Source organism: Pararhodobacter zhoushanensis (assembly GCF_003990445.1).
Classification (GTDB): domain Bacteria; phylum Pseudomonadota; class Alphaproteobacteria; order Rhodobacterales; family Rhodobacteraceae; genus Pararhodobacter; species Pararhodobacter zhoushanensis.
On record NZ_REEZ01000005.1, the window covers coordinates 111,037 to 133,884 of the forward strand.

23 protein-coding genes and 1 tRNA gene are annotated in these 22,848 nt (G+C 66.4%); 14 read left to right on the forward strand and 10 right to left on the reverse strand.

Annotation, left to right across the window (positions count from 1 at the left end; translation table 11 throughout):
• The first annotated feature begins 51 nt into the window (after window positions 1-51).
• The gene (locus tag EAE28_RS13160) at window positions 52-1,530 is read left to right on the forward strand and encodes an NAD-dependent succinate-semialdehyde dehydrogenase (protein WP_127106976.1); all 1,479 of its coding nucleotides are present in this window, start codon (window positions 52-54) and stop codon (window positions 1,528-1,530) included.
• A 163-nt stretch (window positions 1,531-1,693) separates the two neighbouring features.
• Here EAE28_RS13160 and EAE28_RS13165 read toward each other — a convergent pair whose 3' ends face one another.
• Together EAE28_RS13165 and purE are read right to left on the reverse strand one after the other, a co-directional pair.
• Complete coding sequence (locus EAE28_RS13165; protein ID WP_127106978.1) at window positions 1,694-2,764, reverse strand: 5-(carboxyamino)imidazole ribonucleotide synthase; 1,071 nt, start codon at window positions 2,762-2,764, stop codon at window positions 1,694-1,696.
• Window positions 2,757-3,236, reverse strand: a complete 480-nt coding sequence (purE, locus tag EAE28_RS13170) for a 5-(carboxyamino)imidazole ribonucleotide mutase (protein ID WP_127106980.1) — start codon at window positions 3,234-3,236, stop codon at window positions 2,757-2,759. Before purE ends, EAE28_RS13165 begins: the two co-directional genes overlap by 8 nt.
• Before the next feature lie 97 nt (window positions 3,237-3,333).
• Here purE and EAE28_RS13175 point away from each other — a divergent pair, with 97 nt between their 5' ends.
• On the forward strand, window positions 3,334-4,449 hold the full coding sequence (locus tag EAE28_RS13175) for a THUMP domain-containing class I SAM-dependent RNA methyltransferase (protein WP_127106982.1): 1,116 nt from the start codon (window positions 3,334-3,336) through the stop codon (window positions 4,447-4,449).
• 6 nt (window positions 4,450-4,455) lie between these two features.
• Here the strand turns inward: EAE28_RS13175 and EAE28_RS13180 are convergent, their stop codons facing one another.
• Window positions 4,456-4,992, reverse strand: coding sequence for a hypothetical protein (locus tag EAE28_RS13180; protein ID WP_127106984.1), 537 nt, complete (start codon window positions 4,990-4,992; stop codon window positions 4,456-4,458).
• A 137-nt stretch (window positions 4,993-5,129) separates the two neighbouring features.
• Window positions 5,130-5,348, reverse strand: a complete 219-nt coding sequence (locus tag EAE28_RS13185; RefSeq protein WP_127106986.1) for a YdcH family protein — start codon at window positions 5,346-5,348, stop codon at window positions 5,130-5,132.
• Between the two features lie 171 nt (window positions 5,349-5,519).
• On the opposite strand from EAE28_RS13185, the gene EAE28_RS13190 reads away from it, so the two are divergent.
• From EAE28_RS13190 to EAE28_RS13210, 5 genes are all read left to right on the forward strand, one after another.
• Window positions 5,520-5,933, forward strand: coding sequence for an Hsp20 family protein (locus EAE28_RS13190; protein WP_127106988.1), 414 nt, complete (start codon window positions 5,520-5,522; stop codon window positions 5,931-5,933).
• Between the two features lie 13 nt (window positions 5,934-5,946).
• Window positions 5,947-6,168, forward strand: a complete 222-nt coding sequence (locus EAE28_RS13195; RefSeq protein WP_127106990.1) for a DUF1150 family protein — start codon at window positions 5,947-5,949, stop codon at window positions 6,166-6,168.
• Window positions 6,169-6,454: 286 nt separating this feature from the next.
• Window positions 6,455-7,459 carry a methylmalonyl Co-A mutase-associated GTPase MeaB gene (gene meaB, locus EAE28_RS13200; RefSeq protein WP_127106992.1) on the forward strand — a complete coding sequence of 335 codons (1,005 nt, stop codon included), beginning with the start codon at window positions 6,455-6,457 and terminating at the stop codon, window positions 7,457-7,459.
• Window positions 7,460-7,564: 105 nt separating this feature from the next.
• On the forward strand, window positions 7,565-7,846 hold the full coding sequence (gene rpmB / locus EAE28_RS13205) for a 50S ribosomal protein L28 (protein ID WP_127106994.1): 282 nt from the start codon (window positions 7,565-7,567) through the stop codon (window positions 7,844-7,846).
• 80 nt (window positions 7,847-7,926) lie between these two features.
• Window positions 7,927-8,364: a GNAT family N-acetyltransferase gene (locus tag EAE28_RS13210; RefSeq protein WP_127106996.1), complete on the forward strand. Its 438-nt coding sequence runs from the start codon at window positions 7,927-7,929 to the stop codon at window positions 8,362-8,364.
• Here the strand turns inward: EAE28_RS13210 and EAE28_RS13215 are convergent.
• A complete protein-coding gene (locus EAE28_RS13215; RefSeq protein ID WP_246022352.1) occupies window positions 8,361-9,125 on the reverse strand; it encodes an HTD2 family dehydratase in 765 nt (254 codons plus the stop codon). The genes EAE28_RS13210 and EAE28_RS13215 overlap by 4 nt on opposite strands.
• A gap of 35 nt (window positions 9,126-9,160) precedes the next feature.
• Window positions 9,161-10,264: a chorismate synthase gene (gene aroC / locus EAE28_RS13220; protein WP_127106998.1), complete on the reverse strand. Its 1,104-nt coding sequence runs from the start codon at window positions 10,262-10,264 to the stop codon at window positions 9,161-9,163.
• Window positions 10,265-10,638: 374 nt separating this feature from the next.
• Between aroC and hrpB the strand changes: the two genes are divergently transcribed.
• Window positions 10,639-13,089 carry an ATP-dependent helicase HrpB gene (gene hrpB, locus EAE28_RS13225; protein WP_127107000.1) on the forward strand — a complete coding sequence of 817 codons (2,451 nt, stop codon included), beginning with the start codon at window positions 10,639-10,641 and terminating at the stop codon, window positions 13,087-13,089.
• 231 nt (window positions 13,090-13,320) lie between these two features.
• Here hrpB and EAE28_RS13230 read toward each other — a convergent pair whose 3' ends face one another.
• A complete protein-coding gene (locus EAE28_RS13230; protein WP_127107002.1) occupies window positions 13,321-14,547 on the reverse strand; it encodes an FAD-dependent monooxygenase in 1,227 nt (408 codons plus the stop codon).
• 83 nt (window positions 14,548-14,630) lie between these two features.
• Here EAE28_RS13230 and EAE28_RS13235 point away from each other — a divergent pair, with 83 nt between their 5' ends.
• Both EAE28_RS13235 and kce read left to right on the forward strand, forming a co-directional pair.
• A complete protein-coding gene (locus tag EAE28_RS13235; protein ID WP_127107004.1) occupies window positions 14,631-15,965 on the forward strand; it encodes an amidase in 1,335 nt (444 codons plus the stop codon).
• 37 nt (window positions 15,966-16,002) lie between these two features.
• The gene (gene kce, locus EAE28_RS13240) at window positions 16,003-16,935 is read left to right on the forward strand and encodes a 3,5-dioxohexanoate:acetyl-CoA acetone transferase (protein ID WP_127107006.1); all 933 of its coding nucleotides are present in this window, start codon (window positions 16,003-16,005) and stop codon (window positions 16,933-16,935) included.
• 256 nt (window positions 16,936-17,191) lie between these two features.
• Here kce and EAE28_RS13245 read toward each other — a convergent pair whose 3' ends face one another.
• On the reverse strand, window positions 17,192-17,848 hold the full coding sequence (locus EAE28_RS13245; RefSeq protein ID WP_127107008.1) for a GntR family transcriptional regulator: 657 nt from the start codon (window positions 17,846-17,848) through the stop codon (window positions 17,192-17,194).
• 31 nt (window positions 17,849-17,879) lie between these two features.
• Window positions 17,880-18,581: a M48 family metallopeptidase gene (locus EAE28_RS13250; protein WP_127107010.1), complete on the reverse strand. Its 702-nt coding sequence runs from the start codon at window positions 18,579-18,581 to the stop codon at window positions 17,880-17,882.
• A 116-nt stretch (window positions 18,582-18,697) separates the two neighbouring features.
• Here EAE28_RS13250 and EAE28_RS13255 point away from each other — a divergent pair, with 116 nt between their 5' ends.
• The 4 genes from EAE28_RS13255 to EAE28_RS13270 all read left to right on the forward strand — a co-directional run bounded on the left by EAE28_RS13255 (window position 18,698) and on the right by EAE28_RS13270 (window position 21,983).
• Window positions 18,698-19,030 carry a TIGR02300 family protein gene (locus tag EAE28_RS13255; RefSeq protein WP_127107012.1) on the forward strand — a complete coding sequence of 111 codons (333 nt, stop codon included), beginning with the start codon at window positions 18,698-18,700 and terminating at the stop codon, window positions 19,028-19,030.
• Between the two features lie 190 nt (window positions 19,031-19,220).
• Window positions 19,221-19,296, forward strand: a tRNA-Ala gene (locus tag EAE28_RS13260).
• Window positions 19,297-19,598: 302 nt separating this feature from the next.
• Entirely contained in the window at window positions 19,599-20,843 is a 1,245-nt protein-coding gene (locus EAE28_RS13265) for a hypothetical protein (protein ID WP_127107014.1), read from the forward strand.
• Between the two features lie 123 nt (window positions 20,844-20,966).
• Complete coding sequence (locus tag EAE28_RS13270; protein ID WP_127107016.1) at window positions 20,967-21,983, forward strand: amidohydrolase family protein; 1,017 nt, start codon at window positions 20,967-20,969, stop codon at window positions 21,981-21,983.
• On the opposite strand, the gene EAE28_RS13275 is transcribed toward EAE28_RS13270, so the two are convergent.
• Window positions 21,980-22,810 (reverse strand): IclR family transcriptional regulator, encoded by an 831-nt coding sequence (locus tag EAE28_RS13275; RefSeq protein ID WP_127107018.1) that lies wholly within the window; start codon window positions 22,808-22,810, stop codon window positions 21,980-21,982. The genes EAE28_RS13270 and EAE28_RS13275 overlap by 4 nt on opposite strands.
• Between the last annotated feature and the right edge of the window lie 38 nt (window positions 22,811-22,848).

Consider the following 22,848-nt stretch of genomic DNA (forward strand, 5'->3'; position numbering starts at 1 on the left):
GCTCTGGATATCCAAACGCCGTTCTGGCGGCCATTCGATGATGAGGACCCCATGCTGGACCAACCTACCGATCTTCGCGGCCTTCTCAAGGACCCCTCACTGCTCGAAACCCGCGCCTTTGTCGCGGGCGCGTGGATTGATGCGGACGACGGCGCGACCTTCGACGTGATCAATCCGGCCCGTGGGGACGTCATCGCCCGCGTGGCCGACCTCAGCCGCGTCGAAACCGCGCGCGCCATCACGGCGGCGAATACCGCGATGAAGGACTGGGCAGCGCGCACGGGCAAGGAACGCGCGGCGGTGCTGCGCACATGGTACGACCTGATGGTAGCCAATGCCGACGATCTGGGCACCATCCTGACCGCCGAAATGGGCAAACCGCTGGCCGAAGCCAAAGGCGAGATCCTCTATGGCGCGTCTTTCGTCGAATGGTTCGGCGAAGAGGCCAAGCGCGTCTATGGCGAAACGATCCCCGGCCATATGCGCGACAAGCGGATTACCGTGCTGAAACAGCCGATCGGCGTCTGCGCCTCGATCACGCCGTGGAACTTCCCCAACGCGATGATCGCGCGCAAGGTCGCCCCGGCGCTGGCGGCAGGCTGCGGCTTTGTCGCCCGCCCGGCGGCGGAAACGCCGCTTTCCGCGCTGGCGATGGCGGTGCTGGCGGAACGCGCCGGGCTGCCCAAGGGGATCTTGTCCGTCGTCACCTCGTCGCGCTCGTCCGACATCGGCAAGGAATTCTGCGAGAACCCGGTTGTGCGCAAGCTGACCTTCACCGGCTCGACCGAAGTGGGGCGTATCCTGCTGAAACAGGCCGCCGATCAGGTGATGAAATGCTCGATGGAACTGGGCGGCAATGCGCCCTTCATTGTGTTCGACGACGCCGATCTGGATGCGGCGGTCGAGGGCGCGATGATGTCCAAGTTCCGCAACAACGGCCAGACCTGCGTCTGCGCCAACCGGATCTACGTGCAGGCCGGGGTCTATGACGCCTTCGCCGAAAAGCTGCGGGTGGCGGTCGAGAAGCTGAACGTCGGCGACGGGCTGGAGTCCGGCGTGACCACCGGGCCGCTGATCAACGCCAAGGCGGTCGAAAAGGTGCAGGACCACATCAAGGACGTGCTCGACCATGGCGGCGCGCTGATGACCGGCGGCAAGCCGCACGCACTGGGCGGGACGTTCTTTCAGCCGACGGTGGTGACCGGGGTAACCCAGTCGATGAAAGTCGCGCAGGAAGAGACCTTTGGGCCGCTGGCCCCCTTGTTCAAGTTCGAGACCGAAGAAGAGGCGATCGGCTACGCCAATGACACGATCTTCGGGCTGGCCTGCTATTTTTACGCCCGCGACATCGGCCGCGTGACCCGCGTGCAAGAGGCGCTGGAATACGGCATCGTCGGGGTGAACACCGGCCTCATCTCGACCGAGGTCGCACCCTTTGGCGGCGTCAAGCAATCCGGGCTGGGCCGTGAAGGCTCGCACCACGGGATCGAGGATTTCCTCGAACTCAAATACATCTGCCTGAGCGTCTGAGACCGGGAAAGGGGGGCTGTCAGCCCCCCTCTTCGCTTGCAGCGACTTCACCCCCCGAGGATATTTGCAGAGCAAAGAGCGGCGTTAACCTTTTGTTAACCGCCCCTCTTTGCTCTGTTAAATATCCCGGGGGAGCGCGAAGCGCGCGGGGGCAGCGCCCCCGTTACCCGCGTGTCACCCGGTTGACGTGGCCCATCTTGCGGCCCGGTCGGGCAGCGCCTTTGCCGTAGAGGTGGATCTGCGTGTCGGCCTCGCGCGACAGCGCGGGCACCCGGTCGACGTCATCGCCGATCAGGTTCTCCATCACCACATCCGCATAGCGCTGCCCATTGCCCAGCGGCCAGCCCGCCACGGCGCGGATGTGTTGCTCAAACTGGTCCACCGCGCAGCCCGCCTGCGTCCAGTGGCCCGAGTTATGCACGCGCGGAGCGATTTCGTTGACCACCAGCCCCTTGGGCGTCACGAACAGCTCCACCCCCATCACGCCGACATAATCGAGCGCATTCAGGATCTTACCGGCCAGCAACACGGCGTCCATGTGTTGACCGGGGGCCAGCCGTGCGGGCACTGTCGTGGTGCGCAGGATGCCGGCCTCGTGGACATTCTCGCCGGGGTCGTAGCACGAGACCTCGCCGTTCAGCCCGCGCGCGGCGATGACGGAGACCTCATGCGTGAAGCGCACGAAGCCCTCGAAGATCGCCTCGGCGCCGCCCATCTCGGGCAGCGCAGCGTCGGCCTGCCCGGCCTCCATGATCCGCGCCTGACCCTTGCCGTCATAACCCAGACGGCGGGTTTTCAGGATGGCGGGTGCGCCGTGCTCGGCCAGCGCCGCCTGCAACGCGGCCATATCGGGCACGTCGCAGTAAGGCGCGGTGGTCAGGCCCAGCCCGGTGAGGAAGTCCTTTTCCGTCAGCCGGTCCTGACTGATCGCCAGCGCGCGGCGGTTGGGGCGCACGGGGCGCAGGCTTTCCAGCAGGTCCAGCGTGGCGGTGGGGATGTTCTCGAATTCATAGGTGATCACATCGACCGAGGCGGCGAAGGCGCGCAGGGCGGCTTCGTCTTCCCAGTCTGCCGTCGTCACCCGTTCCGCCACATGCCCGGCGGGTGGGTTCGCGCCCGGATCGTAAACGTGGGTGCGCAGTCCCAGGCGGGACGCCGCGACGGACAGCATCCGGCCCAGCTGACCGCCGCCCAGGATACCGATGCAGGCGCCGGGGGCGAGGGGCTCACTCATCGCGGGGCTCCTGCGGGATGGAGTCGGACAGCGCCTGACGCCAGGCATCGACCCGCTCGGCCAGCGCTGCGTCACTCACCGCCAGCATCTGCGCCGCCATCAGCCCGGCATTGGCAGCACCGCCGATGGCCATTGTCGCGACCGGATAGCCGCGCGGCATTTGCAGGATGGAATAGAGGCTGTCCACGCCCGACAGCGCCCGCGTCTGGATAGGCACGCCGATCACCGGCACCCGCGTCTTGGACGCCATCATGCCGGGCAGATGCGCAGCCCCTCCGGCCCCGGCGATGATCACCTTCAGCCCGCGCCCCGCTGCCGTCTTGCCATAGTCCCACAGCCGGTCCGGCGTGCGGTGGGCCGAGACGATCCGCGCCTCATAGGTGATGCCCAGCTCGTCCAGAATCGCCGCAGCCTCGCGCATCGTCGGCCAGTCCGATTGGCTGCCCATGATGAGTCCCACGTCCACGGTCATCGCGCCCTCCGGATGTTGCTTTCGCGCGCCCTAGCATTTTGCGGGGCGGATGCAAAGACACTCGCGGATGCGGGCGTTTGACGCTATGGCTCGCGGCATGATTGACACGCTGTTCCTGACCGCCGTTCCCGGCCTTGAAGCCACGCTTGCCGACGAGGCGCGCGCCGCCGGCTTCAAGGGCGTCACCGTCGTGCCCGGCGGGGTCGAGGCCAAGGGCGGCTGGCCCGAAGTCTGGCGCGCCAATCTGGTGCTGCGCGGGACCACGCGGGTGCTGGTGCGGATTGCCTCGTTCCGGGCGATGCATCTGGCGCAGCTGGACAAGCGGTCGCGCAAGGTGGACTGGGCGGGCGTGTTGCGCGCCGATCTGCCCGTGCGGGTCGAGACGACCTGCCGCCAGTCGAAGATTTACCACGCCAAGGCCGCCACCCAGCGCATCGAGACCGCGATTCGCGAGGAACTGGGCGCGCCCATCGTCCCCGCCGCCGCCGAGGCCGCCATCGTAGTCAAGGCGCGGATTGAGGATGATCTGGTGACGATCAGTCTGGATACCTCGGGCGAGAGCCTGCACAAGCGCGGCCACAAGGAGGCCGTCGGCAAGGCCCCGATGCGCGAGACGCTGGCAGCGCTGATCCTGCGGCAGATGGGCTTTGACGGCAGCCAGACGGTGGTCGATCCGATGTGTGGCTCGGGCACCTTTGCGATCGAGGCGGCCGAGATTGCCGCCGGGCTGCAGCCGGGCCGCGACCGCGCTTTCGCGTTTCAGCAGTTGGCCAGCTATGACCCGGCGGGTTTCGCGGCGCTCAAGGGCACGCCTGCGGTGACGCCGGTGCTGCGGTTCTTCGGCTCGGACCGCGATCAGGGGGCGGTAGGTGGCGCGCGGGCGAATGCGGCGCGGGCCGGGGTCAGCGACTGGTGTCAGTTCGACCGCAAGCCGATCAGCGATCTGACGCCGCCCGAAGGCGCGGCGCCGGGGCTGGTGCTGGTGAACCCGCCCTGGGGCGCGCGGATTGGCGAGCGTAAGCTCTTGTTCGCGCTCTATGGCTCATTGGGGCGGGTGCTGGGCGAAGGATTCGCCGGTTGGCGGCTGGGGTTGGTGTCGCCGGATGCCGGGCTGGTCAAGGCGACCGGCCTGCCGCTGAAGCCGCTGGGCGCGCCCATCGACATGGGCGGCACCAAGGTTGTGCTCTGGGAGGGCACGATCCCGTCCCACTGAGCGCCGCTATTTGTTGGCGGCAGGCGCGGCATCGGGCTGCAGGTCGCCGATCTGGTTGCAGTCACCCAGAAAGTCATGGGTCGGAATATCCGCCCCGGCCAGCGGCAGGGTCAGTGTCGGGCGACCGGGCACGCCATAGGTCAACGCCGGTTGCATCATCAGGGCGTTCCAGAACGGATCGGTCAGATCAACCGCGAAGCTGACGCCCCAGATCCCCTCCTCCTGACGGATCACAGTTCCCTGATGGGTCGCGGAATACCCGGGAGCCTGAAAGGTGATGGCGACGTCGGCCCCGTCGGCCAAACCATCGACATCGGCACCGACGGTCACGCTGCCGTAAACCCAGTTCGCGCCGATTGCGCAAGTGACTGCCGCCTGAACTGCATCGGTCTGGGGGATGCCATAGGTCAGTCCCAGATAGGTATCGAGCGGCGAGGCTTCGATGTTGCGATCGTAGCTCCAGACCATCCCGTCCTGCGCGACGGCGGGCAGGGTGATGGCGGTGAAAAGGGCAGCGGTCAGCGCGAAAATCGGGCGGGTCATGGGCGCTCCATTGAAAAGGATGGGCAAGGGCCGGTGAGGAAAATTCAGGTCAAATAGATGCGCGAAGCGTAGCCGCATCAGCACCCGCCGCGCGAGTCTTTCAACAGCACGACACCCGGTTGTGAGGGAAAGTCGTCTCAGGCGATAATGTCGGGGGTCAGTTCGTCTTCGATCCGCGCGATGGAATCTTTCAGCGAGAGCTTGCGCTTTTTCAGCCGCTTCATCGCCAGTTCATCACCCGTGCCCCGGTCGTGCATGGCAGCGATGGCCTCATCCAGATCACGGTGCTCGCGGCGCAGAACCTCAAGTTTAACGCGCAGCACCTCTTCGTGGTTCAACTCGGTGGGAGCGTTCATTGCGGTTCGACTCGATCTTATTTTTTCGCACTCTAGCGTGTTTTCGCTGCTCTGGCAAAGACTTCGCGCCCCCTTGCAGGGTCGGCGCAGGATGCACATATTCTTTCCATACCCCGGTCAGCCGCACTCTATGGGGGCCGGGACCCGCGTCGCTGTGATCAGGACAAGGCCATGACAAAATTTGCTTTTCCCTCGCATCCGTTGCTGTTGGGGTTTGAGCCGCTCGAACGGCTCGTTGAACGCACGGCGCGCGCCGGGGCTGAAGGGTATCCGCCCTTCAACATCGAACTCGCCGAGCCCAATCGGTTTGTGATCACCCTGGCCGTCGCGGGCTTTGCGCTTGCCGATATCGCAGTGACACTGGAAGACAGGCAGCTGGTGATCCACGGCCAGCAGGACGATCCCGAGCCTGAGCGCGTCTTCCTGCACCGCGGCATTGCGACGCGTCAGTTTCGCCGGGTCTTCGCCCTGGCCGAGGGGGTCGAGGTCAGCGGCGCGCATATGGACAACGGCCTGCTGCAAATCACCCTGGAACGCTGCGAGCCCGAGACCGTTGTTCGTACGATCCCCATCACCCGTGGCTGAAAGGACGCGAGACATGCAAACTCCCTATGCCTACACCCCGGAAGGCAAGATCGCCTATATCCGGCAAATCGATCCCGATACTCTGCCCGATGACATCCGCGCGCAGATCCCCGGCGGAACGCAGGTCTGGGGCGTGCACCGGGTGGACGGCGAATGCCTTGCGCTGACGCAGGACCGCCGATCGGCGTTCTTTGTGGCGCGTGAGAACGACCTCGAGCCGTTCAGCACGCACTGAGCAGCGGGGGGGCGGCGCTCGCGGGCATCGAGCCCGCTCGCGCCGCGCTGGGCTGCCGCCCAGACCCGCCCGGGAGGATTTTCCATCCTCCCGGACCCTCCTGGAGGATAGTTGAGGACAGAAAATGTGGTTAACGCGATCTTAACGCCGCATTTTCTGTCTAAAAAATATCCTCGGGGGTGAATTTGGCGTCAGCCAAAGAGGGGGCAGAAAACCCCCTTTCGCGGCCTTCCACTGGACAGCCCGTCGCCGGTTGGGCATCACGGTGGCAACTGAGAGGCCTGCCATGAGTGAACTCGCTACCCGCATCCTGTCTGCAGACCGCCGCGCCTTGGCGCGGGCGATTACCTTGGTGGAATCGACCCGCGCAGATCATCGGGTACAAGCAACCGAGTTGCTGGAGGAGTTGGCCGGGCACGGGCGGCAGGCGCTCAGGATCGGTCTGAGCGGCACGCCGGGGGTTGGCAAGTCGACCTTCATCGAGAGTTTCGGGACATTGCTGGTCGAGCAGGGCCTCAAGGTTGCCGTGTTGGCGGTCGATCCGTCCTCGGCCCGCACCGGCGGCTCTATCCTGGGTGACAAGACGCGCATGGAGCGGCTGTCGCGCCTGCCTGGCGCCTTCATCCGGCCCTCACCCAGCCAGACCCATCTGGGCGGCGTGGCGCGGCGCACGCGCGAAGCCGTGGCGCTGTGCGAGGCGGCGGGTTTCGATGTGGTGCTCATCGAGACGGTGGGCGTCGGGCAATCCGAGACCGTGGTGGCCGAGTTGTCGGACGTGTTTGTGCTGCTGCTCGCCCCGGCAGGTGGCGATGAATTGCAGGGGGTCAAGCGCGGCATCATGGAAGCCGCCGACATGATCGTGGTGAACAAGGCCGACGGCGATCTGAAAGCCGCCGCACAGCGCACGCGCGCCGATTACGCCGGTGCCCTGCATCTGCTGCGCCCGCGGCCGCAGGATGCTCCGGGTTTCCCCAAGGCGATGACGGCCTCGGCGCTGGAAGAGCGGGGGCTGGATGCCGTCTGGGCCGAAATCACGGCGCTGTCGGGCTGGCGCAAGGAGCAGGGCCACTGGGACCGCCGCCGTGCCGAGCAGGCGCGCCACTGGTTTACCGAGGAGGTGCGGCAGGCGCTGCTGTCGCAGCTGCAGACCCCTGCCGCGCGCGCCCGCATGGCCGATTTCGCCGCTGCCGTCGCGCGGGGCGAGACCGCAGCAGGGGCTGCAGCACGGGCGATGGTATCTTCGCTCACGAAGTGTGGCGAATCCCTTGACGAGGGTGCGAATTCACCCTAAGACCCCGTTCGATATTCCGGGCACTGCTTGCCAGTGCTCTAAGCTTTTGACGGCGCCCCCGCTTCGTGGACCCGGTGCCCGACTGAACCAGACGAGGATGACACCATGTCGCGCCGCTGCGAATTGACCGGTAAAGGCCCGATGTCGGGCAACAACGTGAGCCACGCCAACAACCGTTCCAAGCGGCGCTTCCTGCCGAACTTGGTGGATGTCACGCTGGCGTCAGATGCCACGGGCCGTGCCTATAAACTGCGCATCTCGGCTGCTGCCCTGCGCTCGGTCGACCACCGTGGTGGCCTCGACTCGTTCCTTGCCAAGGCGAAAGATGTCGAACTGTCGACCCGCGCTCTGGCCATCAAGAAAGAGATCGCCAAGGCTGCTGCCTGATCCTTTCCAAGGCTGATATTCGGAAGGCCCCGCTTCGGCGGGGCTTTCCCTTATGAGGGCTTTGGTATTCAAACGGGGGCATGATCCGTCTTGCCACCCCCGCTGACCTTGGGGCGATTCGCGCCTGCGCCGAGGCTGCCTATGCCCGCTACATCCCGCGAATCGGGCGGCGTCCTGCGCCGATGGATGCCGATTACGCCACGCTGATCGCTGACGGGTGCGTCTGGGTTGCCGGTGACGGTGCTGCCCTTGCCTATGCGGCGTTCTGGCCGCTGGGCGATCATCTCTATCTTGATGCGATCGCCGTGCTGCCCGAAGCCGCTGGTCAGGGACTGGGCCGCGCGCTGATGGACCGCGCAGAGGCGCTCGCGCGGGCTCAAGGCTTGGGCGCGATCCGGCTCTACACCAATGCCGCGATGACCGAGAACCTGACGCTTTACCCGTACCTCGGCTTCACCCAGACCGACCGCCGGGTCACCGACGGGTTCGACCGCGTGTATTTCGAAAAGCGGCTCTAAAGGCCTGCCCAGCCTTCCATCGCCAGCACCCCATCGGCGCGCCGCACCCACAGATGCGCCTCGGCTCCGTCGATCCCCCCGCAAAGTGTGAACGGCGTTCCATCGGTGATCGGCGCCTTGGCGCGAAAGCGGAAGCCTTGGGGCAGGGCACCGCCTTCGACGCGCAGCAGATCCAGCAGCAGCGTTGCCAGCAGCGGGCCGTGCACGACGAGGCCGTCGTAGCCTTCGGTCGCGCAGAACGCCCGGTCATAATGGATGCGGTGGCCGTTGAAGGTGAGCGCCGAGTAGCGAAACAGCAGCACGGGATCGGCGGTCATCCCCCGGCTGAGGGTCTCGCCCTCAGGGGCCTGCTCGACGGCACCTGGCGGAGCGTCGGCGCGGCGGTAGACGATGTCCTGATCCTCGGTGATCAGCGGGCCGTCGGTATCGTGCCAGCGGTGGGCGACGGTGACAAAGGCGATGGGGCCGCTGCGGCCCTGTTTCTCGACCACCGAGGTCACGACCGATGTGCGCGTGACCTCGGCCCCGATCCGCAGGGGCCGGTGAAAGGTTAGCTGACCTCCGGCCCACATCCGACGCGGCAGGGGGAGGGGCGGCAGGAAATGCCCCAGCGCCTGATGCCCGTCCGGCCCGGCCTGATCCAGAGGATAGACCGGCAGCGCGTGGAACCAGTGCCACAGGGGCGGCAGGGGTGTGCCGGGGGCGAAATTGTCGCCCCGGTTCAGCGTCGCCGCCATCGCCTGCGCCGGGAACGGGCGCACAATCTCACTCGCCCGGGCGACGAGGGGCTGCCAGCTTACCCGATGGAGCCGCGCAGGCCCTCGCCCATCTGGGCGCGGTGCAACAGCAGCTGGTCGAGCAGCACGCAGGCCATCATCGCCTCGCCCACCGGAACGGCGCGGATGCCGACGCAGGGGTCGTGGCGGCCCTTGGTGACGACGTCGGTGTCCTGCCCGTCGAGGGTAACGGAATGGCGCGGGGTCAGGATCGACGAAGTCGGCTTGACCGCAAAGCGCACGACGACATCCTGCCCGGTCGAAATCCCGCCCAGCACGCCACCCGCGTGGTTCGAGCCATACTCGGGCCCGTTCGGCCCCATGCGGATCTCGTCGGCGTTCTCGACGCCGGTGAGCGCGGCCGAGGCCATCCCGGCGCCGATCTCGACACCTTTGACGGCGTTGATGGTCATCATCGCGCTGGCCAGCTCGCTGTCGAGCTTGGCATAGATCGGCGCACCCAGACCGGCGGGAACGCCGCGCGCGACGACCTCGACCACCGCACCGACCGAGTTGCCGGTCTTGCGCAGGGCGTCAAGATCATCTGCCCAGAGCCGCGCAGTCTCGGTATCGGGGCACCAGAAGGGATTGGCGGCAATGGCGTCCCAGTCGAAGCGCGCGCGGTCGATCAGGCGCGGGCCCATCTGCACCATATAGCCGGTAACGCTGAGGCCCGGGGCCAGCGCCGACAGCACCTGCCGCGCCACGCCGCCTGCCGCCACGCGCGCGGCGGTTTCGCGCGCGCTGGACCGTCCACCGCCGCGCGGATCGCGGATGCCGTATTTCTGCCAATAGGTGATGTCGGCATGGCCGGGGCGGAAGGTCTTTGCGATCTCGCCATAGTCTTTCGAGCGCTGATCGGTGTTGCGGATCATCAGCTGGATCGGCGTGCCGGTTGTACGGCCCTCATAGACGCCTGACAGGATCTCGACCGCGTCAGCCTCGCGCCGTTGGGTGGTGAAGCGGTTCTGGCCGGGTTTGCGGGCGTCCATCCACGGCTGGATATCCGCCTCGGACAGCGGGACGCCCGGCGGGCAGCCGTCCACGGTTGCGCCAAGGGCTGGTCCGTGGCTTTCGCCCCAGGTCATCACGCGGAACAGATGGCCAAAACTGTTGAACGACATAGGAGCCCCCTTTTCGCCGCCCGGTCTAGCCTTGGGCTGGCCCCCGCTCAAGCCCCAAGTGCGGGGCGGGATTTCGCCCTCGGTCTGGACGGCTTGCGCCGCCCCGGCCTCGGGCGACCCGGCGCGCCGCTGTCGCGGCGCGCAAGAAGGGGGGCCTTCAGCCCCCCTCTTCGACTAAAGCCGAATTCACCCCCCGGAGGATATTTGAAGAGCAAAGAAAGGACATGTCAGGCTGGTTACAGACAATTTTACTCAAATTTGCGCCTCTTTGCTCGCTAAATATCCCGGGGGTCCGGGGGCTGGCCCCCGGCGCTCGCAACCCGAACCGAGCGCGGGCTCTTCCCTTCACCCGTCCGGCCCCGCATAAAACCACCATGCAATTTCCCGGCGCGCCCCTCCCCATCGATCCGCTTCTGCCCGCGCTGGTCGCGGCGTTGTCGGAGAAGGGGCAGGCTGTGCTGCAAGCGCCGCCCGGTGCCGGCAAGACCACGCGCGTACCGCTGGCGCTGTTGGCGGGCACCAAGGGCCGGATCGTTCTGCTCGAACCCCGCCGTCTTGCCGCCCGCGCCGCCGCCGAGCGCATGGCCGAAACACTGGGCGAATCCGTCGGCCAGACCGTTGGTTACCGCATCCGGGGCGAGGCGCAGGTGTCAAAGGCGACCCGGATCGAGGTGGTGACCGAGGGCATTCTGACCCGGATGCTGCAATCCGACCCGTCGCTGGACGGCATCGGCGCGGTGATCTTTGACGAATTCCACGAACGGTCCCTGAACGCCGATCTGGGGTTGGCGCTGGTGTTGGAGGCGCGCTCGGCGCTGCGCCCGGATCTGCATCTGGTGGTGATGTCGGCGACGCTGGATGCCGCTCCGGTGGCGGCGCTGCTGGGGGGCGCGCCCTTGCTCACGGCTGAGGGGCGCGCTTACCCGGTCGAGACCCGTTGGCTGGACGCCCCGGTGCCGCGCGAGACCCGCTTGCCGCAGGCGGTGGCTGAGCTGACCCTCAAAGCACTGGCCGAGACCGAGGGCGGCATCCTTGTGTTCTTGCCCGGCGAAGGCGAGATCCGCCGCACCGCCGCGCTTCTGGCCTCACGCTTGCCCGCCGAGGTGCACCTGCACCCCCTCTTTGGCGCGATGGATTTCGCGGCGCAGCGCGCGGCGCTGGCCCCGGCGCAGAGCGGGCGCAAACTGGTGCTGGCGACGGCGATCGCCGAGACCTCGCTCACCATCCCCGACATCCGCGTGGTGGTTGACGGCGGGCAGGCGCGGCGGGCGCGGTTCGATCCGAATTCCGGCATGTCGCGGCTGGTGACCGAACGCGTCAGTCTGGCCGAGGCCGAACAGCGTCGGGGCCGGGGTGGGCGCGTGGCCGAGGGGATCTGCTACCGGCTATGGACCAAGGGGCAAGAGGGGGCGCTGCCCGCCTTCGCGCCCGCCGAGATCGAGACCGCCGACCTTACCGGACTGGCGCTGGATCTGGCGCTCTGGGGCTCGTCCGACCTCGCCTTTCTCACCCCGCCACCGCCCGGTCCTTTGGCCGAAGCACGGGCGCTGCTGCACGATCTTGGGGCGTTGTCCGGGGACCGCATCACCCCCCATGGCAAGGCCATGGCGGCGCTGCCGCTGCATCCGCGTCTGGCGCATATGCTCCTGCGGGCGGGCAAACCGGCGGCCACCCTTGCCGCCCTGATCGCCGACCGCGACCCGCTGAACGGTGCCCCCGCCGATCTGTCGCTGCGGCTGAAGGCTTTGGAAAACCCGCGCGCCTATGCCAGCGACCACCCCTGGCCGCTGCAGCGCGAGACGCTCGAGCGGATCCGGCAAGAGGCCAAACGTCTCGCCCGCCTTGCTCCTTCGGATCAGGGGCTGGACCCGGCCGAAATGGCCGCGCTGGCCTATCCCGACCGGATCGGTCAGCGGCGCAAGGGCGACCAGCCGCGCTACTTGCTGTCGGGCGGCAAGGGGGCGGTGTTCGACGCCGCCGATCCGCTGGCCAACAGCCGCCTGATCGTGGCGACCGATCTGGATGGCGATCCGCGCGAGGCGCGGATACGCCAGGCATTGCCGATCAGCGAAGCCTCGCTGCGCGACCTGTTCGCCGAGCGGATCGTCTGGCAAGATCTCTGCGAATGGAGCCAGCGCGAAAACCGCATCACCGCAAAATCCCGCGAAACGCTGGGTGCTCTGGTGCTGGCAGAGCGCAACTGGGCCGCACCGCCCGAGGCGCGGGCCAAGGCCGCCCTAGACGGGGTGCGCGCGCTGGGGCTGGCCTTGTGCGGCATGACCCCCGCCGCCCGCCGCCTGCAGTCGCGCGTGGCGCTGCTGCGCGCAGAAGGCACAGCCCTTCCGGATTTCACCGACGATGCCCTGACCGCCCGCGCCGAAGTCTGGCTGCTGCCGTATCTCACCAGGATCCGCACAGCGGATGACCTCAAGGCGCTGGACCTGACCGAGGCGCTGAAACACGCGCTGGACTGGGAGCAACAGCAACTGCTCGACCGACTCGCGCCTGCGCATTTCATCACACCGATGCACCGCAAGGTGCCCATCGACTATGCCCATGGCCAGCCCGAAATCAGCGTGCGGCTGCAGGAAATGTTCGGCACCACCGAGCACCCCAGCATCGGCCCTCGCCGCCTGCCGCTGAAAGTGACGCTGCTCAGTCCCGGCCAGCGGCCCGTTCAGGTGACTACGGACTTGCCGCGCTTCTGGGACACGTCTTACGCCGATGTCCGCAAGGACATGCGTGGCCAATACCCGCGCCACCCCTGGCCGGAAAACCCGCGTGAAGCGGACCCGACGCTGCGCGCCAAGCCTCGGGGGACGTGAGCGGGTGGCAGGTGTTGCAAAGGGCGTATTTAAGGCAGGCTGAAAAGCGATGTTGAACGCCGGCACGCATGAGTATCGCGAATTTTAGATAAATTGTTCGCGCCTCTAACCGCTTTCATCTTGCCCTAAATACGCCGGGGGTGAGGCCGCAAGGCCGAGGGGGCTGGCCCCCTGCGCGCGGTACGCGCGCCGCGGCGAGAGGGGGCTCGATGCCCCCCGAGCCGCGACCTCTCAGACGGGTTCACCCTGCATCAGCCGCGGCTCGGCGGCATTCAGCCCGGCGGCTTCGCGGATGAAATGGCGGCGCAGGCCGGGCAGGGCGTTGACGGCGCCCAGCCCCAGACCCCGGACCGCCTCCAGCAGCGGGTTGCCGTTCGAAAACAGCCGGTTTACCGCATCCATCCCCAGCGCCATCCGCGTGACGTCGAACCGGCGCCAGGCCTGATAGCGCTCCAGCACATCCGGCGCGCCGATATCCTCGCCGCGCCGCGCGGCCTCGATCAGCACTTCGGCCAGTGCAGCCACATCGCGCAGCCCCAGGTTCAAGCCCTGTCCGGCGATCGGATGCACGCCATGCGCCGCATCGCCGACCAGCGCCAGCCGCTGCGCGACAAAGCGCTCGGCAATGGTCAGCCGCAGCGGATAGGCAAAGCGTTTTCCCGCCAGACCGATCTCGCCCAGAAAATCCCCGAACCGGGGGCGCAGGACTTCCAGATAGTCCGCGTCACTCAGCCCCTGGATCGCGTCAGCCGTGTCTGTCCGCTCGCTCCAGACTATCGACGACCGGTTCCCCGGCAGTGGCAGGATCGCCAGCGGTCCCGGCGGCATGAAAAACTGATGCGCAACGCCCTCATGCGAGCGCTCATGCGCAAGCGCGCAGACCAGCCCGGTCTGGCCATAGTCCCAGCCCCAGCGCTTGATCCCGGCCCGCTGGGCCACGGCACTGTCGCGCCCGTCGCAGCCGACCAGCACGCGCGCGCGCAGCACGCGCCCGTCGTCCAGCGTTACCGCCACGCCCTGCGGCCCGGTCTCTTGCGCCACAACCCGTGCGCCAGAGTGCAGCGTCACACCCGGTGCGGCCGCCATCGCGTCGAGGAACGCGGCGTAGAGGTGCCGGTCTTCGACCATCTGCCCCATGACGCCTTCTTCGATTTCGGCGGCGTCAAAGCCCAGAAACAGCGGCGACGGGCCTTGCCCGGCATGGCCCTGACTGGCTTTGATCCCCATTATCGGCTGCGTTTTATCTTTCAGGTCGCGCCAGATCCCCAGTGCCTGCAGCACCCGGACCGAGGCCAGCGCCAGCGCATAGGCGCGCCCGTCAAAGGCATCCTCGGCGCGCGACCCGGCGGGGCGCGCGTCGATCACCGCAACCGACTGCCCCCCTTGGGCCAGCGCCAGCGCCAAAGCGGGGCCGTTCAGCCCGCCGCCCACAATCAGGATATCTGCGTCATGTTTCATGCCCGACAAACTAGCCACGCGCGCGGGATTGTCCATGCGACGCGCGCGCGCTAGCGTCTGCCGAGCATCAAACGGGGGCAGGTATGAGCGAGAAGTGGCGCAGCATGAGCGCAGCGGCGCTGGGGCGCGGCATCGGGGCGGGCGAGATTTGCCCGGTGGACCTGACCGAAGCCTTTCTGGACGCCATCACGGCGCACCCTTACCGCGACCGGATCTATGCGCGCACCATGAAACAGCAGGCGCTGGACACAGCCGCCGCGGCGCGGGGCCGGGCCAAGCTGGGCCTACGGCGCGGGGTGCTGGATGGGGTGCCGGTCTCGTGGAAGGATCTGTTCGACACCGCCGGGGTGGCAACCGAATCAGGCAGCCTGCTGCTCAAAGGGCGCACGCCCCTGCATGACGCCGAGGTGGTCAGCCGCCTGACCGGCGCGGGCCTGCCGCCGCTGGGCAAGACGCATTTGACCGAGCTGGCGTTTTCCGGGCTGGGCCTGAACCCGGTCACGCAAACACCGCCGAATATTCATGACCCTGAGTCGGTGCCGGGCGGCTCGTCTTCGGGCGCAGCGGCGTCGGTGGCCTGGGGGCTGGCACCGCTGGCGATCGGCTCGGATACCGGCGGTTCGGTGCGGGTGCCGGCGGCGTGGAATGACCTCGTGGGGCTGAAAACCACCGCCGGGCGCGTGTCACTGCGCGGCGCGGTGCCGCTGGCGCCCCGGTTTGACACGGTCGGCCCGCTGGCCCGCACGGTCGAGGATGCGGCACTGGCCTTCGGCTTGCTCGACGCTACACCCGCGCCCGATCTGCGGGGCGCGACGCTGGACGGTACGCGCCTGCTGGTGCTGGAGACCGTGGCGCTGGACGGCGTGCATCCGGCCCCGGCGAAGGGCTTTGAAAGCGCGGTTGCGCGGTTTGCCAAGGCGGGGGCGCGGATCGACCACGCGGCGGTTCCTGCGGTGGCCGAGGCCATGGATCTGGCCGGGATCCTCTTTGCGGCCGAATGCTATGGCATCTGGGGCGAGGCGATCGAGGCGCAGCCCGATGTGATGTTCGCGCCGGTGCGCGACCGGTTCCGTTCGGGCGCGGCGCATCTGGCGCATGAGTACATCAAGGCCTGGCGACGGCTGGAGGAGCTGCGGGTCCAGTGGCAGGCGGCGGTTTCGGGCTATGACGCGGTGCTGATCCCGTCGGTCGCGACAGTGCCGCAGAAAATCGACGATCTGCTGGCAGATCTCGCGTTCTTTGCCGCCGAGAACCTGATGACGCTGCGCAACACGCGAATCGGCAACCTGATGGGCCTCTGTGCGCTGACGCTGCCGACGGGCGTGCCCTCGACCGGGATTTCGCTGATGGCGGGTGCGGGACAAGAGGCGCGTTTGCTGCGGCTGGGCGCTGCGGCCGAGGGCGCGCTGGGCGTCTGACGCCGATAGATTTCAGACTTTCCGGGAGGAAAACACCATGGCCCGTAAGCCAAAGACCATCATCACCTGCGCGCTGACAGGCGCGATCCACACGCCGACGATGTCGGACGCGCTGCCCTATACCTATGACCAGATCTCGGAACAGGCGATTGCGGCGGCCGAGGCCGGGGCGGCGATCCTGCATCTGCATGCGCGCAACAATGAAACCGGTTTCCCGTCGATTGACCCCAAGGATTTCTCGCCCTTCCTTTCCCGCATCAAGCAGGCGACGGATGCGGTGGTGAACATCTCGACCGGCGGCTCGCTGACGGCGACGATTCAAGAGCGGATCACCCCGGCCAAGACCTTCTCGCCCGAGATGTGCTCGATGAACATGGGCTCGCTGAACTTCAGCTTTCACGGGCTGGCCGCGCGTTACAAGGCGTGGAAATTCGACTGGGAGAAGGCCTATGTCGAAGGCTCGGAAGGCAATATCTTCCGCAATACCTTCAAGGACATCAAAGAAGCGGCACAAACGCTGGCCCCGCACGGCATCAAGTTCGAGCACGAGATTTACGATGTCGGGCATCTGTACAACCTGAAGAGCATGCTGGATCAGGGGCTGTTTCAGGCCCCGATCTTTCTGCAATTCGTGCTGGGCATTCAGGGCGGTATCGGCGCGGATGTTGAGAATCTTGTGTTCCTGAAGCGCACGGCGGACAAGCTGTTTGGCGATCAGTACCACTGGTCGGTGCTGGCCGCCGGCGCGGCACAGATCCCGATGGCGGTAACGGCCTCGCAGATGGGCGGGCATGTGCGGGTTGGGCTGGAGGACAGCCTGTTCATCGCGCGCGGCGAGTTGGCCACGTCGAACGCGCAGCAGGTAGCCAAGATCCGGCGGATTATCGAGGATCTGGGCAACGCCGTGGCCACACCTGACGAAGCGCGCGAGATTCTGGCGCTTAAAGGCGGCGATCAGGTCAAGTTCTGAGGGCAGGCGCGGGTTTCGCCCTCGGCCGAGACGGCTAACGCCGCCGCGCCCTCACGCGACCCGGCGCGCCGCTATCGCGGCGCGCAAGAAGGGGGCTTCCTGCCCCCTCTTCGGCTGACGCCGAATTCACCCCCTGGGGATACTTAAAGAGCAAAGAGGGCGTTAATGCATTGTTAACCGCGCCTTCTTTGCTCTTCAAATATCCACAAGGGGGTCCGGGGGACGCGTGCGTCCCCCGGGTGCCGGGATCGGGCGCTTACTGCGTTAGGTGGCGCAGGCCTTGGGTCACATCGGTGCGAATCGCCAGACGCAGGCCGGGCTCGTCCCCGGCCTGAAGGGCCGCAATGATCAGGCGGTGGTGCGGCGGCGGGGTGTTGCGGCGCAGGCGACCATAGAGGGCGCGCATGGTGGGGCCGAGTTGCAGCCAGATCGTCTCGACCATGGCCAACATCGCCGGGCTTTGTGCGCGCAGATAGAGCGTGCGGTGGAATTCCAGATTGGTGCGCACATAGGTCACCGCGTCTTGCCGCAGCACGGCATCCGTGTTCGCGGCGTTGATCGCTTCCATTCTGTCGATCAATGCCGAATGTGCGCGGGGCAGGGCGCGGCTGCCAAGCTCGGGCTCCAGCAGCGCGCGGATGGAGGCCAGCTCCTCGATCCGTTCGGTGCCCAGCTCGGGCGTCGAAACGCGTCCGCTGGCCGACATGGTCAGCGCCCCTTCGGCCACCAGCCGTTGGATCGATTCGCGCGCCGGGGTCATCGACACACCAAAATCCCGCGCAATGCCGCGCAGGGTCAGGGCATGGCCCGGCGCAAGCTCGCCGTGCATGACCTGCGTGCGCAGGGCACGGTAGACGCGGTCATGAGCCGAGAGGGCGGAAGGATCAAGGACAGGGCGAAGCGGGCGTTGCATCGCCCAGCGTGATCACACGCATCCCAAGGCGTCAAGACGCGCTGAAGCGGTAGCGATGCAACGCTGGTCCGTGTTGCTTGAGCCAGCGGCGGGCCTCGACATGCGCGGGGAAAAGGTGAGCGACTTCGGCCCAGAAGGCCGGTGAGTGGTTCATCTGCGCGCGGTGCGCGACCTCATGCGCCGCCACATAGTCCAGCACGCGGGGCGGGGCCATGATCAGCCGCCAGCAAAACATCAGATCGCCGGTGGACGTGCACGACCCCCAGCGCGAACGGGTGTCGCGCAGGGTCAGCTTGCCGATGCTGTACCCCAGCGTCTGTGCGTGGATGCTCACCCTCTCGGCCAGACGGTCGCGCGCGCGCAGGCGCAGATAGGCCAGCGCCCCGGCGACCGGGCGGGCTGCGGGCACGAGCAGGGTCGTGCCGTCGATACGAGCACTGCGCAGCGGTGCCGGGGTCAGCGTCACCAGCGTACCCTCGACCGGAAGCGCCGTGCCGGGCCCGACCACGACCGGGCCTTCCAGGCCTGCGACCGCGTTCTCCAGCCAGTCGCGCCGCTCGTCCAGAAAGCGCATCGCGCTGCGCAGTGAGGCGCGGGTGGGAAGGGTGAGCGTCACCGTGCCATCCAGTCGCGAGACGCTCAGCGCCACCCGACGCGCGCGGCCCGAGCGCCGCAGGCGGACCGCCAAAGGCGGGTCGCCGGGAAGCTCGATCTGGTCGGGGTCGCTGAACATCGGGGAGCTCCGGGGCGAAGGGCCCCTGCCGGGGGACAAAACAACGGCGGAAAGGCTTTGACAACCCTATCCAACTATGGCAACCGGCGTCGATCCAAGCATGGGAAGGACCGTCTATGCCCAAGGAAGAATGGGGTGTTAAGCGTATTTGCCCGACCACTGGCAAGCGCTTTTATGACCTGAACAAGTCGCCCGTGATCAGCCCTTATACCGGCGAGATCGTTCCGATCGACGTTCCGGGTCGCAAGGGGTCGTCCGCGGCTCCTGCCGAGGCCGTCAAGGCCAAGCCGAAAGTCGTCAAGGATCTGGAAACGGATGATGACGTGCTGCTGGACGATGACGACGACGTCACGGTCGAGACCGACGACGATCTGCTCGAGGACGAAGATGACGATACCGTCTCGTTCGACGAGCTGGGCGATGTCGCCGACAACGACGACGACAGCTGAGCGCGCCCGATTCCGGGCCGACCGAGACATGTGAGCACGCGGGCATCCCTGATGTCCGCGTGTTTTCTTTGTGCACAGGCATGGCGAAAAAACCTGCGCGCGGGGGCAAAGTTTTCGCTTGATCTCCCCCGGCGCAGGCCCTAAACCGCCACTCGCAACGACGCTGCCGGTGACGGCATACGGTGCACTTGGGGCCTTAGCTCAGCTGGGAGAGCGCTTGCATGGCATGCAAGAGGTCAGGGGTTCGATCCCCCTAGGCTCCACCAAATTTCCCTTTGATTGCTTTCAGATACCATTGCCTGTTGGGGCAAGCGCTGCGCTTGCGTAACGGTTGTGGCCGGTGCGATGCGGCAGGCTCGTTGAAAGGGGCGCTTTGTGGCCCAAGAGCGTGTTTTGCCGGACCGTTAGCGCGCATGGCGATGCCCCTTTTGGATTGGCGCATTTGCCTTGGCTGGTTGTGCGATGCCGCGCGGGCGGGCATGCAAACCTGACGAGATTTGCGGGGCTGGCAGGCGATTCGATCTGTGCCGCGACTTCTCCGGATACGCTGAACCGTTGGGAGACGCTCATGGAAGCCGGCATTGTATCGGCGCAGGGACTGCTTGGGTCTGCGGTGGGGCTCGGCCTGTTTTTGCTCGCCTTCATGGTGCAGCGCGCGGTTCTGGCGCGACTGGACCCGCGCACCCTTATCGGGGATGAGCGCGATTATCTGGCCATGGCCACCGGCGCGCCGGTTGGCAGTGTCTGGGTGCGGGTTCCGCTGGGGGCGCTGCCGGTCTGGATTGCGCGGCAGACGAACGCGGCAGATGTCGTGCGGCGTGCACGGCTGATCGTATCGCTCATTGCCTCGGCGACGGTGGGGATTGGCGGCTGGTTTGCGTGTGAGCAGGCGGGCTTTGCGGCGGGGTTGGCCGCCGGGCTGATCCTGCTGGTGTCGGCCGAGCGCGCGGTGCTGGCGATCCATCTGTGGCCTGACACGTTGATGGGGCTGTGTCTGCTGGCCTTCGCCGTGGCGATCGGTGCGCCGGACAGCATGCTGTGGATCGGCGCCCTGGCGGCGGTCGGGTTCCTGATTCGGGTCGATTTTACGGTGCTGGCCGTGTTTGCCGGGATCCATGCGCTGGTTGCGTTTCCCGGGGCGCCGGGTGCCCTCGCGGCGGCGATCCTGCCGACAATGCTGGTCGCGGCGGCCATGGCTTTGCACAACAAGCGCAAGCATGGGATCTGGTCGCCTGACACAACCTTTCAGTTCAACCTTGCGGTTGCGTCGACCGAGGCAGCATTCCCCCGGGCGCCGACACAGGAATTGATGCTGCGCACGACCAGACGGGTCAGTTCAGGGGAGGAGGGGCATCGGGACGTGGCCACGACGCCTTCGCCCTTGGCCACGGCGCTTCTGGGCTTTCGGCGGCTGGTGACGCTGGTCGGCAAAGAAACCTTCGTGCTGCAAAAGCTGTTGGTGGCCCCGTCGCCCGTCTACGCAGGCCACTTCTCACCCTGGATGGCAATGCTGGTTCTTGCCAGCACACGGCTGTGGTTCTCTGTCGTTTTCATAGCCTTTGTCCTCTTCTCCCAGGGCATCCCGCGCGAGATCTTGGCGTTGGTCGCCTGCGTCGTCTTCGTGCAATCGGCGGTGCAGACGCGCAGCCGGTACCGCATGGCGGTTCTGCCGGTGATGGCCGTCTACGTTGCGATTGCTGCGTTCACGCCGGGAGCGCTGCCAATCACAGCCGGTTCTGTGGTTCTGGCGCTTTGTGCGGCGGTTCTTGTGATTGTCTGCCGCCCTCGGGATGAGCAAAGACAGGAATCCTGATATTCGATATTGTGTATTTTGGAAATACAATGTTGAATAGCGCTCGCTTGTCGTGCCGCTCTCACACGGAGGCCACGACGGGGAAGATTTGCGCGGCCAGGGCGGACCGCGACCGGAGGAACCATGAAAAAGATCGACGTTTTCAACCACATATGGCCTGAGCCCTTCTTCAACGCGCTGATCAAGCAGATCGGCTCGATGAGCGATATGACCAAGCGGTCGGGCGATGTGCCGATGATGACCAATCTCGACCGCCGGTTCGAGGTGATGGACATGTTCGGCGAGGATTATTGCCAGATCCTGTCGCTGGCCTCGCCGCCGCTGGAGAAATTCGGCGATCCGGCGATTGCGCTGGAACTGTCGCGCATCGGGTCGGATTCGATGGCCGAGCTCTGCCAGAAATACCCCGAGCGCTTCCCCGGTTTCGTCGGCACCGTGCCGATCTCGCATCCCGAGGGGATGGTGACGGAATCCAAGCGCGCGATCGAAGAACTGGGTGCGCTGGGCATGCAGATCTTCACCAACGTGAACGGCACCCCGCTGGACCTGCCAGCCTATGCGCCGTTCTTTGAATACATGGACAGCGTCGGCAAGCCGATCTGGCTGCACCCGGCGCGCGGGCAGGATTTCTCGGACTACAAGAGCGAGTCGCGCTCGGAATACGAGATCTTCTGGACCTTCGGCTGGCCGTATGAGACCTCGGCGGCGATGGCCCGCATGGTGTTCTCGCAGTTCTTCGACAAATGGCCGAACCTTAAGGTCATCACCCACCACGCAGGCGGCATGATCCCGTTCTTTGAAGGCCGGGTTGGGCCGGGCTGGGACCAGATGGGCAAGCGGACCTCGGACCGTGATCTGTCCACGGTACGCACGTCGCTGAAGCGTCCGCATCTTGAGTATTTCAAGGAATTCTACGCCGACACCGCGTCGTTCGGCTCACGCAAGGCGATCGAGCATGCGATTGAGTTCTTTGGCGAAGATCGCGTGATGTTCGCGTCCGACGCGCCCTTCGATCCCGAGGGCGGCCCGCTCTACATCCGTGAGACGATCAACCTGATCGAGCGGATGGACCTGTCGGACGAGCTGCGCCGCAAAATCTTCCAGGACAATGCCGTCAAGCTGATGGGCCTGAAGCTTTAAGCCTTGGGCGCGCGCGGGCTGTAGCCCAGCCTGCGCGACAACCTCTCGGTGGTGTCCAGCAAGGCGCTGGTCACCCCTTTTGCCCGGGTGCCGGTCATCGACTTGTCCGACCCCAGCACCGTCACCGTCGCGGTAATCCGCCCCGAATGGTCAAACACCGGCGCCGCCATCGCGGCGAAATTGGCGTTGATGTTGTTCTTGGACGTGGCGTAGCCGCGCGTGCGGATTTCCTCGGTCAGCGCGTCCAGCCGGGCGGGGTCTTTGGCCAGTTCGGGCGCGATGGTCCAGTTTTCCTCACTGTGGCGGGCGATCTGGATTTCGTCTTCAAGGATCGGTTTCGTCTCGCTGCGGTCGAGATAGGCCAGAAACACCTGCCCCGTGGCCGAGGCCGACAGCGGCAGCACATAGCCCAGCCGAACCGCCAGCGAGCCCTGCTTGTAGCCGTCGACCTTGGACACGATCCCCGGCCCGCGATTACCCCACAGCGACAGGTAGGCGGCAAAGCCGGTTTCCTGCTGCAAGGCGCTCAACTCCTCACGCGCCAGATCGACGATATCGACCTGCCGGATCGCCGAATGTCCCAGCTGGATGGCGAAGCTGCCCAAGCCGTAGTGACCGCTGTGCGGATCCTGACGCACCAGTCCCTCGCGGATAAAGCTGACCAGATAGAGATGCGCCTTGGACGGCGGCATGCCTGCAGCGGCGGCGATGTCGCGCAGGGGCAGTGGGCCATCGGCGCTTTCCATTGCGCGGATCACCTTGAACCCCACCTCGATCGACTGAATGCGCCGTTGCGACCAGTCTTCGTCTTTCTCACTGCGCTTCATGCGGGATCCCGTGCCTGCTTATAAACGTTCTAGACGGG

Excerpts from the sequence above, each read along its gene's own strand:
- EAE28_RS13190 (WP_127106988.1), top strand. The coding sequence starts at position 5,520 with ATGACAAAATTTGCTTTTCCCTCGCATCCGTTGCTGTTGGGGTTTGAG.
- purE (WP_127106980.1), bottom strand. The coding sequence starts at position 3,236 with ATGACCGTGGACGTGGGACTCATCATGGGCAGCCAATCGGACTGGCCG.
- EAE28_RS13230 (WP_127107002.1), bottom strand. The coding sequence starts at position 14,547 with ATGAAACATGACGCAGATATCCTGATTGTGGGCGGCGGGCTGAACGGC.
- EAE28_RS13185 (WP_127106986.1), bottom strand. The coding sequence starts at position 5,348 with ATGAACGCTCCCACCGAGTTGAACCACGAAGAGGTGCTGCGCGTTAAA.
- EAE28_RS13265 (WP_127107014.1), top strand. The coding sequence starts at position 19,599 with ATGGAAGCCGGCATTGTATCGGCGCAGGGACTGCTTGGGTCTGCGGTG.
- EAE28_RS13175 (WP_127106982.1), top strand. The coding sequence starts at position 3,334 with ATGATTGACACGCTGTTCCTGACCGCCGTTCCCGGCCTTGAAGCCACG.
- EAE28_RS13160 (WP_127106976.1), top strand. The coding sequence starts at position 52 with ATGCTGGACCAACCTACCGATCTTCGCGGCCTTCTCAAGGACCCCTCA.
- meaB (WP_127106992.1), top strand. The coding sequence starts at position 6,455 with ATGAGTGAACTCGCTACCCGCATCCTGTCTGCAGACCGCCGCGCCTTG.
- EAE28_RS13250 (WP_127107010.1), bottom strand. The coding sequence starts at position 18,581 with ATGTTCAGCGACCCCGACCAGATCGAGCTTCCCGGCGACCCGCCTTTG.
- EAE28_RS13270 (WP_127107016.1), top strand. The coding sequence starts at position 20,967 with ATGAAAAAGATCGACGTTTTCAACCACATATGGCCTGAGCCCTTCTTC.
- EAE28_RS13195 (WP_127106990.1), top strand. The coding sequence starts at position 5,947 with ATGCAAACTCCCTATGCCTACACCCCGGAAGGCAAGATCGCCTATATC.
- EAE28_RS13180 (WP_127106984.1), bottom strand. The coding sequence starts at position 4,992 with ATGACCCGCCCGATTTTCGCGCTGACCGCTGCCCTTTTCACCGCCATC.
- rpmB (WP_127106994.1), top strand. The coding sequence starts at position 7,565 with ATGTCGCGCCGCTGCGAATTGACCGGTAAAGGCCCGATGTCGGGCAAC.
- EAE28_RS13165 (WP_127106978.1), bottom strand. The coding sequence starts at position 2,764 with ATGAGTGAGCCCCTCGCCCCCGGCGCCTGCATCGGTATCCTGGGCGGC.
- hrpB (WP_127107000.1), top strand. The coding sequence starts at position 10,639 with ATGCAATTTCCCGGCGCGCCCCTCCCCATCGATCCGCTTCTGCCCGCG.
- kce (WP_127107006.1), top strand. The coding sequence starts at position 16,003 with ATGGCCCGTAAGCCAAAGACCATCATCACCTGCGCGCTGACAGGCGCG.
- EAE28_RS13210 (WP_127106996.1), top strand. The coding sequence starts at position 7,927 with ATGATCCGTCTTGCCACCCCCGCTGACCTTGGGGCGATTCGCGCCTGC.
- aroC (WP_127106998.1), bottom strand. The coding sequence starts at position 10,264 with ATGTCGTTCAACAGTTTTGGCCATCTGTTCCGCGTGATGACCTGGGGC.
- EAE28_RS13235 (WP_127107004.1), top strand. The coding sequence starts at position 14,631 with ATGAGCGAGAAGTGGCGCAGCATGAGCGCAGCGGCGCTGGGGCGCGGC.
- EAE28_RS13245 (WP_127107008.1), bottom strand. The coding sequence starts at position 17,848 with ATGCAACGCCCGCTTCGCCCTGTCCTTGATCCTTCCGCCCTCTCGGCT.
- EAE28_RS13255 (WP_127107012.1), top strand. The coding sequence starts at position 18,698 with ATGCCCAAGGAAGAATGGGGTGTTAAGCGTATTTGCCCGACCACTGGC.
- EAE28_RS13275 (WP_127107018.1), bottom strand. The coding sequence starts at position 22,810 with ATGAAGCGCAGTGAGAAAGACGAAGACTGGTCGCAACGGCGCATTCAG.